We start from the raw sequence: 15,402 nt of genomic DNA on the forward strand, positions 1-15,402 counted from the left end.
CGTATTACATTATGGGTCTCGGGGGAAAATATAGGATGTATCTTCGAACGCCCCGCCCGAATTCGTCAAAAAATCGCGCAGTGCCTCCCGCCAGTGACGCAGAGGCTGAAAGCCCGCTTCGATCATCGCGGCCGAGCTTAGCACGGAGTAGGCGGGGCGCGGGGCCGGACGAGGGAATTGGCTCGTCGAACACGGGGTTACCTTGATGTCCGACATTCCGGCTTCCTCGAATATCGCCTTCGCGAAATCGTACCATGTACATCCTCCCGCGTTGGAAGCATGGTACGTGCCATACTTATCGCTAGTTACAAGCATCGCAAGGAATCGAGCAAGATCATAAGTATAAGTCGGCGCCCCTACCTGATCGTTCACGACCGCTAACTCTTGTCGATCCGATGCCAACTGGAGCATCGTTCTGGCAAAGTTTTTCCCGTATTTCCCGTAAAGCCATGACGTTCTGACGACAAACAGTTTAGAGGAAGCAGATGCAGCCGCTTGTTCTCCTTCCAGCTTCGTCCTGCCGTATACGGAAAGCGGGCCTGTAGGATGGAACGCCTCGTACGGCTTGGTTCCCATTCCATCGAATACGTAATCCGTACTGATATAACAAAATTTAGCCCCGACCGCTTCAGCAGCTTCGGCCACGTTATGCGTACCCATTACATTGATCGCATGAGCCCTATCCGGTTCCGTCTCCGCTCGATCTACCGCGGTATAGGCTGCAGCATGTATAACGACATCCGGTTTCCATTCGGCGATCAGTAAATGGCATTGTTTCGCATCGGCAATATCAAGCTCCGCTCGGCTCTTGCCGATAATTCGGAGCTGGTCGTCCTCCAATCGCGCGAGCTCTTGACCCAACTGGCCGCTAGCGCCCGTTACCAAAACCGTAGGCTGAATCGAAACGCGATCTAACCCGCTCATTGTTGGTACTCTCCCGAGGCGATTCGCCTCAACCAATTCTGATGTTCCTTATACCACTTAATGGTCGCTTGAATTCCATCCTCATAACGATATTGAGGCTTCCAACCCAATTCGTCGCTGATTTTCTTCGCGTCGATCGCATACCTACGATCATGGCCAAGCCGATCCTCCACGAATCGAATCAAACTTTCCGGTTTGCCGAGCTCCTTGAGGATGGTATGAACGACCTGCAGGTTCGTTCGCTCGTTATTGCCCCCGATATTGTAAACCTCCCCCTTACGCCCATTATGAAGGACGAGAGCAATCGCATTGCAATGGTCCTCCACGTACAGCCAATCCCTCACGTTCAACCCGTCCCCATAAACCGTTAAGGGTTGGTTTGCCATCGCGTTCCGAATCATAAGCGGGATAAGCTTCTCCGGAAATTGGTAGGGACCGTAGTTGTTCGAACAACGGGTAATGTTAACGTGCAAACCATAGGTTTCGTAATAGGCGCGAACCAACAGATCTGCCCCCGCTTTACTGGCGGAATAAGGACTGTTGGGGGCTAGCGGGGTCTTCTCGGAAAACAAACCTTCTTCTCCAAGCGTACCGTACACTTCGTCCGTGGATATTTGCACATACTTGGGTACCTTGTACTTGATTGCTAGATCCAAGAGCACTTGCGTGCCGATAATGTTCGTCCTTACGAAAATTCCAGGGTCCGTAATGCTGCGATCGACATGGGATTCCGCCGCGAAATTCACGACGGCGTCGATACCTTCTTCGAATAAAGGTTCCATGGAAGCCGCATCCGAAATGTTCGCACGAACGAATCGGTAGGTTTCGGGATCTTCGATGCCCGATAAATTATCGGGATTGCCCGCATAGGTTAGGTAATCTACGTTCATAAGCTCATAGGACGGATATTCGCGCCTCATGTAATGAATAAAGTTGCTGCCGATAAATCCGGCACCGCCTGTAACAAGCAATCTCATGCTGCTCATCCTTTAGTAAACAAAATTGTATTGCGCGTTTGCCAATCGCGGGTGCAACCCGTCTTTGTCCGAGAGAATGGGCCTATCCGTCGGCCACGCTATTCCGATATCCGGATCGTTCCATAAGATTCCTCTGTCAAGCTCGGAAGAGTAGTAATTATCGACCTTGTACTGGACTTCCGTATACTGCGTCAACGTGCAGAAACCGTGTGCGAATCCTCTGGGAACGAAGAGCTGGCGCATATTGATCGCGGACAGCTCAAAACCTTCCCATTGACCGAAAGTAGGCGAACCTGATCTTATGTCCACGACTACATCGAAAATCGATCCCGCGGTCGCCCTGACAAGCTTGCTCTGGGCTTGCGGATTCAGTTGGTAATGAAGACCCCGTATGACGCCGGCTTGAACGGACAGGGAATGGTTATCTTGGACGAATACCGTAGGGATCCCAAGCTCCGAATAGCGCTCGGCATGATAGCTTTCCGTAAAAAAACCCCGATGGTCTACGAACGAAGCCGGCTCAATTAACTTAACGCCTTGCAACTTGCTCTCTATGACCTTCAATTGATCACCTTATATCGGAAAAATTACCGTTCTATACTCTTCTCGGCATCGTATATGTTATTCACGGGATCGTTTCGTTGCCTTAGGTAACTGCGGCTTCTTCGGCACGCAAAAAAAACCGCCAAGCTTAAGGCTTGACGGTTCATGGTATAAGTATCATTCATAATGGCTATTGCAGCAGCTTGTATTCGCCTCGAACGAGAACGATGATATCCTTAGCCTGCTTAGGATCGGACTCAACGCCTCTATCCCCTCTAGGGTTCAGAATAAGATGGTTGTTCTTGACCGCTTTGCCCGGAGTGATATCCAATCCGTCGGTTAAGTCGGACAATCCGTTCTTGTCCGCACTGTAAGCGATCGCTTTGCCCGTTCGTACGATCAGCTCGCCGCCGTCGGCGACGACCAGCTTCGTCCCCCATGGTACCGTTACGACTTCCAGCTTCGTTGAACCTCCGCCACCGCCGCCGGTAGAGCCGATTTTCTCCAACTCTTGCTTCACAAGCTTGGCAACCGCGGCATCGACGTATCCCTTTGTTACGATTGGATCATCTACGGATCCGGGATTCGTAGGACCGTCGGCTTCTGCCGTCGAGGACATGATTCCGATCGTGCCTAGAGCTACAGCCAGCACGGCCGTCGCTCCCCATACCGCCCATTTCTTCGGTGTCTGCAAGTTTCATCTCTCCCGTTTCGACAAGTTCTATCATTTTGTACGCATTCTGATGCGGGAAAGTTGCGAGATTTGAATATAACTAAATTATATTAACTTGAGCTTACGTATCCGCTCTACTTCTAGTTTTATCCCCTCAGCAAATGAAATAGGAGAAAAACCAAAATCTTTTTTTGCTGCAGCATGATCAAATGACTTATTTTCATTCAATCTTAGTACTTGTTCTATCTTTATTTTGGGATTCTTCGCCACGCGATTATACAACCCAACCACTGGTAGAATGAGCCGAAGAGGAACATGAAGCTTCTTAACCTTTTTATTGAGTGCGTTGGCCGTTATATCGATAACTTGATCGAATGTCAAAGGTTCTTTGCCCGAGAGATTATATGCTTTACCTGAGCATTCCGGATTACTCATACATCCCATGATCGCATCAGCGAGATCATCAACATAAATCGGCTGCTGAAGAGATTGTCCATCTCCGGCAATCGGCATTACCGGATATCGATGCAAAACCCTTATCAACTTAGACATATTTCGATCTCTTTCAGTTCCATATATCATTGTTGGTCGTAAAATAGTGTAGTCGAGCGAGCTGCCCGTCACTTTCGATTCCGCTGCCAACCTTATCGCTTTGGTTTGCGCAGCCAAAGTCGTAAATATTGCCGTTGTACTTACAAATATAGCTCTTCGCACGCCAGCATTTACCGCTTCATTAACGATTGTATCCGCATGCCCAAATCCCAAAGAAGCTATATTAATTAATGTATCAACACCTTGAAGTGCTTTACGATAAGAATCCTTATCCTCAAGTGTGCCAGACACCGTTTCTATTCTATTTCGATCCAATCGATTCGTGTCGCTTGTAGGGCGGACAAAGCATCGAATTTCCTTGTCCGTTTCCATCAGTTTTTTCATAAAATGGCTACCTGTAAAACCTGTAGCGCCGGTGACCAAGATCATTTTAGATTCTCCTTCTCAATTCCCGTAAGTACGTCCAAATACTTATTGGCCAGAGCAGCTCTAGAAAAGTTTCTTTTAACGAATTCGTACCCTTCTTTACTTAATTGTTCTCTTAAGACTGAGTCATTGGTTAATTTCTTAACCGCTTGCTCGATTTGATCAACATTTTCCGGTTCGGCTAGAATAGCACCTCGAGAGCTACGAAGGATCTCCTCTGCCTCACCTGAGATTGAGCCTACAATCGGACACCCACTGCCTAGAATTTCAAACATTTTCGAAGGAATGTACGCGTCAAATAATGGCAAATTTCTTAAGGGCACGAAGCTTAAGTATGCTTCTGAGTAGAACAATGGTATTCTGTCTTTACTCTGTGAAGATATGAATTGAATATTGGTTAACTGATACTTACTCGCTAAATCTAGAACTTTTGGTTTCTCGGCCCCTTCACCTACAAAAACGAATAACAGATCATTATTATCTCGCATTCGTAGCGCTACTTCAACGAGAGTAGACAGCCCTTGAGATATACCATGGGCCCCTGCATATAATAAAATTTTCCTATCTCCCCATCCGTATTCACTCCTAAGCTCATTACTAGCTGGCAGACTCTCTTTATTAAAGATATCTGTATCTACTCCATTAGTAATAACCTCAATTTTTGCTTCTTGGACTCCCCTTTCACAAAGTTGCTTCTTAAATGATTGCGTAACGACGACTACCTTCTTACTTCTTCGATAAAGAAACATTTCCAACGATTCAAGAGCTTTAATAATCCATTTATTTTTTAGTACGCCTAATTTGATGATTGCATCCGGCCATAAATCACGGACTTCAAATACAAAAGGTGATCTTCTGAATATGCTAAATACATATCCAGATATAACCGAAAAGAGAGTTGGTGAACTTACGATAATAACATTCGGCTTCGGGATGTGTACCATGCTTTGAAAAATTGAAGACAGCATAAAAGAAACATGTCCCATTGTTTTCTTGACGAATCCTTCATTCGGTGTTGCATACACATAGTTTCGATATACTCTTATTCCCTCAATTTCTTCCACCATGTATTTCTTCCCGCGATAATGTTCCGGTATTATCCCTGTAGGATGGTTCGGAAAACATGTCACTACAGATACCTGATGCCCTTCGCCGACCCAACGCTTCGCCATCTCAAACAATCTTGCGGATGGAGCACCGATTTCCGGATAGAAATAATGACAAATTACAGTGATTTTCATATCTTGCTCCCTGTATTTTCTCTAGTCAAAATTTTGTATTCCAGATGAGTTCCCAATTTAATCTCAAGTTTAATCTGACCTATCTGTATCGTATAAAATTCTAACCTATCATTAAAATGATATTCTATTGCTTCCTTTTTTATAGATAGCACATATCCAATTACATTTGTCCCTGCAAATAGCTGATCGGAAATATGAAATACCGGGTTATCGTATTTAATGCCAAACTCTGGTGAGTACATGCCTGTAGTTTGTTGCAGACACGTATTTGCCGTCCCGAAGTATTCCATATACAAAGTTAGAGCTTCATGTTTAGACTCATATTTGTTCCCATCAACTGTCCATTCAACTTCGGGGTGTGCATGAATGAAGCTGTCGGCTTTTATTAATTGTTTGCTTTTGCTTGTTATTTCATCTATTACAATAACGATCTCATCCGCTATAACAAAAACTTTCTGACCGGATTAACCCCAATATCATGATAACCATCATGACTCGCGGATAATGCCCACACTCCATCGATATCGCTATAATAAACAGCCGTTGGTCGTGCTCTCTTAGCTAATCGAAAATTACCCCAAACATCTGATTGATTTCTGCCATTAATCATTAAACAATTGTGTGCGGCTGTACTTCTGAACGTATTTCGCAAATCACCTTGATATTGGTAGACGCCTGAATCAACAATCCAACGTTTCCCTCCAAAAGAGAGCTCGTAGTTGCCGAAGTCAGCATGAGCATGAGCAGGTAGGAAGTCCGGACAAGACTGGCCGGCATCCGCAATCAAGAATAGCTTCTCACCTTTATAAACATAATAGCCCGATTCGTCGCCGAAGAATGAAACGGTCTCTTTATTATCCAACTCATCTACGTTCCCTATTAATCGATTATGCCCAATCAATAGCCAATCCAACAATGAATCCGGTCGATCTGAAGTCTCTGCAGATCCTACCCCCATACCGTAAGAAAGCAATCTAATACTGGCAGATGACGATGCAATATGGAAAGCCGAATCATTCAACAATGGAATTTTCCCGTCCGGATGCAAAGTTTGATTCTGGAAATGAACCATAGCTTCCAGCTTGCGATATACCCATTCTGGGATAGGTCTTTCATATATCCTCAATAATCGGATAACTTCCAGATAATCCTTCAACACAATTTGATGATACATTGGCGAACGTTCATAATGCCCTCCATCCGCAAGGATCTGATCATTCAACTGCCCCCACAAAATGGTTAATCCTTTATTGAGAATTGAGTCTGAGAATGGGCCTTCTAAGAAGAGACCCGCATATACCAATGCCTTGCCATTCTCGATCAAGTGATTACCTAATACATCCCATTCTATGTTTTTAGACAGGAAGTAGCTCTGCACCCAGTAACTCTCTAGCAACGCTTGTTTAAAAGCGACATCATCTTCAATAGCGGTTCTGAATAGATCATAAGCATACGTCCAATTCACTAAACGCAAAGAGAGGGTGTAGGGATGCCAACCATCGCCTATACCCACTTGTTGATTGTTCTCGATCCAGCTTAATACTAATGACTTAAATGTATTGTAATAGGATGTAATGGCTGTATCTTGAGTCCATGCCAAGCCTAAAGAAATTCCATATTCAAAATAATGTAAATTGTAACGCCATAAGTGCGATGCTCTTGTAGTGTGCCATTCAATAGTATCATCAAATTGAAGTTCATAGTTCAAAAAAACAAACTTATTACTTTGAATGTTCTTTATCTCGAGCTGAAAATCATTCATTCGAGTTGGATTCCAATATTCATTCAGATTACCGTGAGACAATAATATATTTCGCTTAGTTAACCTGACTCCGAGATGGAGTTTCTTTATTTTTCGTTTGTAGTGATTCATCGTTATAATACGAAATGGATAAGCGAATCTCCGCTTACCCATAAATAATAATCGATGACCTATTTGATTCCACTTGAGGTAACTGGTCGTAATTAGCATTCTCTTTATTCGATCAACCCGAATCATATTATGCACCCCAAAACCATCGTTAAGCTTTAATTCCTTTAGAACTGGCAACAGAGCTTACAGTTCTGAAAATAATTTTTATATCCATCCATAAATTATGATTCTGCAAATAATACAAGTCATACTGTGCTTTCATTTCATCCGATATATCATCCCTGCCATTAATCTGAGCCCAGCCTGTCAATCCCGGCGGAATACGATGAACATTGAACTGTTCTCTCATACTGATTAGCTCCAGTTGATTATGAAGGGCTGGCCTTGGACCAACGATACTCATATCTCCCTTTAAGATATTGAACAATTGAGGAAGTTCATCTAAGCTCGTCTTTCTCAGTATCCGACCGACTCTTGAAATATAGACTTCCGGATTATTTAGCAAATGTGTAGGGATGTCCGGCGTATCCACCTTCATTGTGCGGAACTTATAGATCGTGAACAACGTATGATTCCTTCCGGATCTCTTCTGCTTAAATATTACCGGTCCTTTAGAATCTAATTTAATCACTACCGCTAAGAAAAGAAGAACTGGTAGGAGAACAATAAGTGTTGGGATGGAAATAACTAAATCAAACACTCTTTTCATAATATCCTCCATAATAATAATAATAATAATATCTATTTTAATCGATTAATGATATCAAGTGTAGTTTTAGTTACTTCGAATATTTCGTTTAGCGGGATTGGCGGGCGTAGTCCACCCTCGACTGCTTGAATAAATGCTTTTATTTCATTTGAATGTCCCTTATCTTGATTCCATAACTTCATTTTCTTAAATTTGGGCCACCCATACCCCGTTAGTGTCTTGAAATTATCCAGAGACAATATTTTCCCACCACAGAACACTTCTACGCGTTCCTTCGGAAAAGATGCATGGCCATTCGCAAAATAGTGAACCGTTCCCATTGATCCATCGCTAAATGTTAATGTTATGGTTACTTTATCATCACGGATGGTAACACCAGGAACCATTCCAATGACTGAAGCTTGAATATCTACAATTTCATGTCCAATTAGATATCTCAATAAATCAACAAAATGACATGCTTCACCAATTATTCGACCACCGCCAATAGCGCTATCCTGTGTCCAATGATCGGAAGGAATCATTCCTGCATTTACGGTTATGATTACTGTTTTAGGCTCATTACTTGTCGCGATCATTTGCTTCATCAATGCGGAATGCGGCGCGAATCTTCTGTTGAACCCTACCATCAGAATCTGGCCATCGTTGATTTTGAGGCCTTTAAGTTCATTATATTCATCTTGTGTAATACACAGAGGCTTCTCTACAAACACATGTTTTCCAGACATTATTGCTTTTTTAACATAACTCGCATGAGTATTGTGGCGAGTAGTTATAAATACGGTATTAATATCCGCATCAGCAAAAATTTCTTCGGTATCCGTGGTCGTAAGCTCGAACCCGTATCGTTTCCCAACATGAACACCCGTTACTCCGCTGTTACTTGCAATATTGCGTAACTGTACTCCTGTTTTCTTAATGGCTGGCATTAGGATTTGATTCGTAAAATTCCCAGCGCCAATAAACCCAACGACGGCCTTGTTATTAGACTCTACCTGTGTAGGTACTATTAACTGATTAAGTTGAACAGTGTGACTATTTGTACCGCGATCATCCTTATCATTGTACTTCAGCACGATACCTAATGATGATTTGCCGTCCTTAAGTATCTCATATGCTTCACCCGCTTGATCCAACGAGAACCTATGAGTGATTAATGAACTTACATTGACTTTGTCGGCAGCCATTAGATCTAATACTGCCTCAAAATTCCTTTGTTCCGTCCATCTTACAAAACCGATTGGATAATCCTGCCCTTTTTCTTCGTAAGATGAATCATAACGACCTGGACCGTATGAACAAGACACTTGAAAAGAAATTTCCTTTTCATAAAAATCCGCACGGGATAGTTCTAAACCAACAACACCCACTAAGACGATACGCCCTCTTTTTCTACACATTTGAGCAGCTTGATGTACTGGATCGTTGCTTTTTGTGGATGCGGTGATGATAACGCCATCTACACCTCTACCATTAGAAAATTTCGTTGCAGCGCTTATCGGATCTTCCCCTTTAGAAAGATCTACAACATTTGCGCCAAACTGTTTTGCTAACTCGCAACGCTTCGAGTCAAAATCAATGCCGAGAACACGACATCCGTTTGAGATCAAAAGTTGAACCGTAATTAGGCCGATTAATCCAAGTCCCGTGACAACAAATGCTTCTCCTATTGTAGGTGTTGCCAAACGAATTCCTTGCAAGCCTATCGCTGCTATAACAGTAAATGCCGCATCCTCAAAGGCTACCGCATCCGGTATCTTTGCACATAAATGTTGGGGAACGGAAACGAATTCAGCATGATGTCCATTAGAAATGACTCTGTCACCGACCTCATAGCCCTTGATCCCCTGGCCTACCGCTATAACCACACCAGCACTGCTATAACCCAATGGAAGCGGTTGGTTCAACTTCGTTTTTACAGCTTGAATTGTGGGTAAAATTCCATCTGTTTTTATTTTATTAAAAACCTGACGAACTTTATCGGGTTGTTGGCGAGCTTTATCTAGATAACTTGCATTTCCGAAGTCTACTAGCATTTTCTCTGTTCCCGCGGAAACAACAGAGGAATTCGTTTGAATAAGTAAATTCCCTGGTCTTACTAGCGGTTGAGGAATTTCAACAACATCAGTCTCGCCCGATTTTAAATTTTGCAGTATTTGTTTCATATCAACTCTATCTCCTTACTAGATATACGTTGATTTTCGTTTGAATAATTGCCCAGTTTATATAAGTCAATGTTGCTAATCTTAGATATGCAATTTTTAGTATCCAAGATAATAGGAGATCGCATCTTCGATTGATATTTACTAAAGTCTAATTGTTTAAATTCATTGTGGTCAGCAAGTATAATAGCACAATCTACATCAGTTAAAGCTTCCTCCAGATTGCTGCATAAAGGTTCTCTATACTCTTTAACGAACGGATCATATATGGATATCTCCACGTTTCTATGTTTCAATAAATCTATAACTTCTGAAGCTGGGCTCTCACGAGTATCGTCAATATTTCCTTTATAAGTTATTCCTAAAATAGCTACTTTATTTGGTTTGAGTCGGCACAGTTTAAATACTTGATCTACAACAAAATGTGGCATACCAGAGTTAATCTGACGGGCTAAAGAAATTAATCTAGCTTCTTCAGGAGCTTTCTCAACAATGAAATAGGGGTCTACAGCCAAACAATGCCCTCCAACTCCAGGTCCTGGTTGATGGATATTGACGCGAGGGTGCTTGTTTGCCATCTCAATCACTTCAAGGGCATTAATCCCTAGTCTCTCCGATACAAGAGCCAACTCATTTGCCAATGCAATGTTCACATCACGAAACGTGTTTTCCATTAGTTTAGCCATTTCCGCCGATGTTGCATCTGTTAAATAAATTTCGCCTTTAACAAATGATTTATAAATTTCGCTTGTGACTTCTGCAGACACCCTATTGTAACCACCAATGATTCGGTTATTCTCAACCAATTCAATAAAAATTTTTCCCGGCAAAACCCTTTCAGGACAATGACTTAAATAAATATCTTCGCCAACGGACCACCCATATGCTTGTATAATTGGAGTAACGATGTCTGTTGTTGTTCTTGGTGGGATCGTCGATTCTACAATAACAATATTTCCTTTTGCCAGATAAGGCGCAATAGCTTCCGTTGCAGATATAACATAGTCTAATTTAGCCGTAAAATCTTTATTTATTGGTGTTGGAACTGCAATAATAAATACATCTGCTTGTTCCGGTTGTGTCTGTGCCTTAAATGTGAACTTATTCCTAACCTCACTGAATACATCTCTTAACCCTATTTCCTCAATATGGATTTCCCCATCATTTAATGCGCTTACTACCTTTGAACTAACATCCACACCAACAACTTCATAACCTGATTTAGCAAACATTAAAGCTGTGGGGAATCCAATATATCCAAGCCCGATTACACATATCTTTTTCATGATGTTCTCCTATTTCCAAATTTATATTGTCCCGATTATATGTCGAATAAATATATCGTGGTCGCGTGTCCCCACTAGATCTTTTTGGTCCACATTTTTACAATTGTTCATTTTCTCTAGAACCTCGTCTCGCGTTAACGATTCAATTTGTCGTATTGCAGACTCTTCATCGTCGAAATCTACTGTCCAACCACATTTGTTTTGTTCAATTCTCGGTGCAACGCCGCTTTTAGCGTGTGCAATGATTGGTGTGTGATAATAAATGGATTCATAATATCTGTTTGGCAGTGCCCAGTTTCCGTTAATATCATTATTGCTCATATTAGCAATCCAGCAAATATCAACTTTTGCGTACATATCAGCTAAATCATCAGGAGAGACATATTCCCCTTCAAATCTCATATTCGGATATTGATTCAATTTTTCCTGAAAATCACTAATATTTAACAAGAATCCTCGTATATAGATCTGGATATTTTGCCTATTGTGCTCAGCCAGTCGAGATATAATATTCCAGGATCTCTGACATCTCAAAAGCCCGAAGAGTCCAATAACTAGTGGTCTCCCGTCCATATTTTGCTTTAACTGTACATCTGGAATAGGAGGGTATAGTTTATTCTCGATCACCTCAATTTTTTCCATGGGCAATTTTTGAAGTTTAATTAAATATTCATCTCTATACGCCGGTGCAGTCACTACAATGCAGTCCACTTTACGTAAGACTAATCGCTCCAACTTTCGCAAACATTTGCTGAAAAGCGAGTTTCCTACCATTTTAGAACGAATATCTCCTATTTCACAAACCACTTTTATTCTCTTTCGAATAATTAAATATCTGACAATCAACGCCATAACTGCGTTATCAAGACCGAATGAGTATAGACACAGAGATTCGGAAATCTTATCCTTGTTCCGTGCAAGTATCCTTAGTGCGATGTACATTTTTTTTATTCTAGATAAATAATTGCCATGTGCTACATAGCCAAGAGATGTATATTCAATGTCCTTCTTTTTTCCTTCAAAGTAGTTTCTCTCAAAACTAAATATTAGACTTGAATGATTTTGATCTTCGAAGCTTTGTATCCTCTTATGAAACCGAGGCTGTGAAGAAACAGGCAAAATATATGTAATTAGATTCTTCAATATTTCACCCCTCTTCCATTCCTATTGATTATACGAATAGTTAATAACAACCACGATCCAACAAAGAAGACTCCACCATATCCCATAATAGATCTTGCAATACTAGCTTGAGAAAAATAGAATACGGTAAGGAATACAAATATAATTAGCAACACACTTTCACCTGATCGTGGCAATCGCTTCAGATAGGCATCTAATCTATTTAGAGTAACACCTAGTAGAATGCTTCCGATTAACCATCCATAAATTCCAAATGCCCCATAAAAATCGAAGATGGCTGAACTGGCTACAGAGCCCTCATACCCATAGAAATATTCAAAAACTATTGGAGTATCAGAATATAAATCAAAATCGAACATTGAAGAAAACAACCCTATATTAGTAATCCCATAGTGCGGTTCAACATATGGGAAATAGTGAGTATACATTATGGAAGGTAAAGATAATCTTCCTAATAATCTCGAAATAGTGATTAGTGTCAACGTCCATATGGTATTAAAAAAACCTTCCCCATTCTTCCCTACTGTTGTCATAAAAAAATAAAGGCCAATCATTATAGCAAATAAAATGAGCCCATATAATATTAGTGCTTTATTCGATGTTACTTTATTCAGAATTTGTTCCCTATTAAGTCTTGTTCTTAGCAATAATTCTTTTGCTTTGTAACTATTTCTAATCCAATATGTCATTATAAATAAACAAAGCAAAAACAAAATTAATGGCCTTTTTTGAAAAGTCATCAATAGCAAGAAAATTGAGTAAAAACAATACACGTAAGACATATATTTCATCCAACGCTTATTGTGGATAAGCGATACCATCCAATGTCCTACAACTAGGAACGGTATAATATTATAAATTAAGATTACCAGCATGTAATTACTCGTAACTGCACTTCTTGCAAGAATAATTCCTGCAGGATCAGATTGCAGCACACTTGAAAATCCCTTTAGAATATCAGGAACCTGAGGAAGTAATAGAAGCAATGAAACGAATACAGCACTCGCAGTGAATAATTGAATTTTTTTAACCGATATCTTGGATTTTACTTCAAATTCAAATCGTAAAAGGTTTGAATTTTTGAGTAAAAAATTCCCACGGGAAAAGATAAATTGTGTAAATTGATATGAGATCAGAACAAGTACTATCCCGCCACTCGACAATATCATCGTTTTCATTATCTCATTATCACTGATTTTATCAAAAGCTAATCCAGAAAAAAATATACCTGTACCCAAATAATCAACAAACCAAGGAACCATAAGAATACCACATAAAACTAAAAACAAATTGCTGATCATAAATACACCAATTGTGCTTATCGAGAATATTACTTTTCTTTGCAAGGCAATTGTAATAATAAATATTAACGATATAAGTAACGATAATTGTTGTGGATCAGTCATGTTCTACCTCGTTTTTTAAGCGCTTAGGTATTAAATAATTCATTACCTCAACCACAAATGGAGGTCTAAGTAAATATAATATATAGAGTCCGGAGAGTAGGGTGACCATAATGAACAATAAGCCTATTATAATCGAATTAAATAAATAGCCCCCTAGTAGATTAACTCCGAAAATAGCAATTGAGATTTTCAAAAGCAATGATGCACCAAAATATCTTAGTGAACTGAGATGAGAATAAATCGTAATTATAGTTATCAATGCTAATGAACAGCACGCCATCAGAAGTGATATTTTAACTGCATCAATAGATGAAATAAATTGTTCTAAAATATAATAAGTAACGATATGTACCAGTATAGCACATACCAATGAATACAAATTGTATGGCTTATCCCATAATATTTCAATTAACCCTTTCATCCCCCGATATAAGGTGAAAGGTAAAATACAGAGAAGAATTAACAACAGATATGGGTATGTTCCTTCTACCAGTTGCTCTTCACCTAACCATACCATTAATATTTCTTTACACCATGGCAATATTAAAACAATTAATATAGTTGACGTATAGAGTAATGAACCGAACATCCAATTAATTTTCTTCACATTTATACTTGGATCCTGATTGAGAATTCTAGCTGCGGATAAAGAGACAATCTGTGATATAGGCATAATGATGGTTAGTATCATATTAAACATTGTTAATGCAATAAGAAGGTATCCAGACTGTTCCAAGCTATATCGTAATAACCAAGGGCTTATCATTAAGAATAGCATATCCAAGAATGTAATAACTCCTCTTGTTGCGCCGTAATAAAGAAAATTCCTAGCAACTTCCTTTATTACCCCCCTGTGTATTCTCACAAAAGATACTTTAAACAAAGCAGTAATGGCATAACATAATAAAATCATTAACATGAATATCGCTTGCCATTTTATCACTTCATCCACTTCTGGATTATTCGAGAGTATAAATATAAGCAGAAGAATTCCACTTGAATTTAATAGTTCCAATATATTAGCTTGGAAGATTTTTCTCTCCGCTAACAATGTCGAATAGATGATGTAATGCAAACTAAATATTACTATTATACTAAGAGTCCATAACGCGAGGTCTTCCCCATTACTTAAATTTGGGAATAACCATATTGAGAATAAATCAGAATAAAAATAAATAATGGGAAAAGTTAGTGCTGCAGTTATTATCCATATAATTAATGCAAATAGGATATAAATATATTTTAATTTGTTATGCAAATTTAACGAGACATATCTCTGTAAAGTTTGTGACATACCAAATTGAAAAAGATTCGCTCCTGTGTTACTAGCTCTTCTTGATAGTAAAAATATACCTAACATAAAGGGGGTGAATTCCATACCCGCGATTCTAACTACCATAAGCATAGCTATTGATTTAATTAGAGCAAATATTAAATTAATAGCTATCTCGCTTTTCACATTCTTTGGGCTCACAATGTTCATTTCC

Annotated in this window: 13 protein-coding genes; all 13 read right to left on the reverse strand. The window is 40.1% G+C overall.

The features are described from left to right. Nucleotides 1–9: 9 nt before the first annotated feature. Nucleotides 10–924 carry a dTDP-4-dehydrorhamnose reductase gene (rfbD, locus tag FPL14_RS11360; RefSeq protein WP_182303048.1) on the reverse strand — a complete coding sequence of 305 codons (915 nt, stop codon included), beginning with the start codon at nt 922–924 and terminating at the stop codon, nt 10–12. Then, nucleotides 921–1,901: a dTDP-glucose 4,6-dehydratase gene (gene rfbB / locus FPL14_RS11365; protein ID WP_182303049.1), complete on the reverse strand. Its 981-nt coding sequence runs from the start codon at nt 1,899–1,901 to the stop codon at nt 921–923. The genes rfbD and rfbB overlap by 4 nt, the downstream gene beginning before the upstream one ends. Nucleotides 1,902–1,913: 12 nt before the next feature. Further along, nucleotides 1,914–2,465, reverse strand: coding sequence for a dTDP-4-dehydrorhamnose 3,5-epimerase (gene rfbC, locus FPL14_RS11370; protein ID WP_182303050.1), 552 nt, complete (start codon nt 2,463–2,465; stop codon nt 1,914–1,916). A 169-nt stretch (nt 2,466–2,634) separates the two neighbouring features. Then, the gene (locus FPL14_RS11375; protein ID WP_229263875.1) at nt 2,635–3,138 is read right to left on the reverse strand and encodes a hypothetical protein; all 504 of its coding nucleotides are present in this window, start codon (nt 3,136–3,138) and stop codon (nt 2,635–2,637) included. A gap of 84 nt (nt 3,139–3,222) precedes the next feature. Further along, nucleotides 3,223–4,098 (reverse strand): SDR family oxidoreductase, encoded by an 876-nt coding sequence (locus FPL14_RS11380; RefSeq protein WP_182303051.1) that lies wholly within the window; start codon nt 4,096–4,098, stop codon nt 3,223–3,225. Next, nucleotides 4,095–5,336, reverse strand: coding sequence for a glycosyltransferase family 4 protein (locus FPL14_RS11385; RefSeq protein WP_182303052.1), 1,242 nt, complete (start codon nt 5,334–5,336; stop codon nt 4,095–4,097). The genes FPL14_RS11380 and FPL14_RS11385 overlap by 4 nt, the downstream gene beginning before the upstream one ends. 439 nt (nt 5,337–5,775) lie before the next feature. Next, nucleotides 5,776–7,098: an alginate lyase family protein gene (locus tag FPL14_RS11390; protein WP_182303053.1), complete on the reverse strand. Its 1,323-nt coding sequence runs from the start codon at nt 7,096–7,098 to the stop codon at nt 5,776–5,778. A 259-nt stretch (nt 7,099–7,357) separates the two neighbouring features. Next, complete coding sequence (locus FPL14_RS11395) at nt 7,358–7,918, reverse strand: sugar transferase (RefSeq protein WP_182303054.1); 561 nt, start codon at nt 7,916–7,918, stop codon at nt 7,358–7,360. Nucleotides 7,919–7,950: 32 nt separating this feature from the next. Further along, entirely contained in the window at nt 7,951–10,083 is a 2,133-nt protein-coding gene (locus FPL14_RS11400) for a bi-domain-containing oxidoreductase (RefSeq protein ID WP_182303055.1), read from the reverse strand. Then, nucleotides 10,080–11,366 carry a nucleotide sugar dehydrogenase gene (locus tag FPL14_RS11405; RefSeq protein WP_182303056.1) on the reverse strand — a complete coding sequence of 429 codons (1,287 nt, stop codon included), beginning with the start codon at nt 11,364–11,366 and terminating at the stop codon, nt 10,080–10,082. The genes FPL14_RS11400 and FPL14_RS11405 overlap by 4 nt, the downstream gene beginning before the upstream one ends. 21 nt (nt 11,367–11,387) lie before the next feature. Then, on the reverse strand, nt 11,388–12,509 hold the full coding sequence (locus tag FPL14_RS11410) for a glycosyltransferase (protein ID WP_182303057.1): 1,122 nt from the start codon (nt 12,507–12,509) through the stop codon (nt 11,388–11,390). Next, the gene (locus FPL14_RS11415) at nt 12,506–13,915 is read right to left on the reverse strand and encodes a hypothetical protein (protein ID WP_182303058.1); all 1,410 of its coding nucleotides are present in this window, start codon (nt 13,913–13,915) and stop codon (nt 12,506–12,508) included. The genes FPL14_RS11410 and FPL14_RS11415 overlap by 4 nt, the downstream gene beginning before the upstream one ends. Beyond that, nucleotides 13,908–15,389 (reverse strand): MATE family efflux transporter, encoded by a 1,482-nt coding sequence (locus tag FPL14_RS11420; protein ID WP_182303059.1) that lies wholly within the window; start codon nt 15,387–15,389, stop codon nt 13,908–13,910. Before FPL14_RS11420 ends, FPL14_RS11415 begins: the two co-directional genes overlap by 8 nt. Between the last annotated feature and the right edge of the window lie 13 nt (nt 15,390–15,402).

This window comes from Cohnella cholangitidis (assembly GCF_014107495.1).
Taxonomy (GTDB): domain Bacteria; phylum Bacillota; class Bacilli; order Paenibacillales; family Paenibacillaceae; genus Cohnella; species Cohnella cholangitidis.

Coding starts and splice junctions, on each gene's coding strand:
- FPL14_RS11380 (WP_182303051.1), bottom strand. CDS start 4,098: ATGATCTTGGTCACCGGCGCTACAGGTTTTACAGGTAGCCATTTTATG.
- FPL14_RS11395 (WP_182303054.1), bottom strand. CDS start 7,918: ATGAAAAGAGTGTTTGATTTAGTTATTTCCATCCCAACACTTATTGTT.
- rfbD (WP_182303048.1), bottom strand. CDS start 924: ATGAGCGGGTTAGATCGCGTTTCGATTCAGCCTACGGTTTTGGTAACG.
- FPL14_RS11385 (WP_182303052.1), bottom strand. CDS start 5,336: ATGAAAATCACTGTAATTTGTCATTATTTCTATCCGGAAATCGGTGCT.
- rfbB (WP_182303049.1), bottom strand. CDS start 1,901: ATGAGATTGCTTGTTACAGGCGGTGCCGGATTTATCGGCAGCAACTTT.
- FPL14_RS11390 (WP_182303053.1), bottom strand. CDS start 7,098: ATGAATGATTTTCAGCTCGAGATAAAGAACATTCAAAGTAATAAGTTT.
- FPL14_RS11415 (WP_182303058.1), bottom strand. CDS start 13,915: ATGACTGATCCACAACAATTATCGTTACTTATATCGTTAATATTTATT.
- FPL14_RS11400 (WP_182303055.1), bottom strand. CDS start 10,083: ATGAAACAAATACTGCAAAATTTAAAATCGGGCGAGACTGATGTTGTT.
- FPL14_RS11405 (WP_182303056.1), bottom strand. CDS start 11,366: ATGAAAAAGATATGTGTAATCGGGCTTGGATATATTGGATTCCCCACA.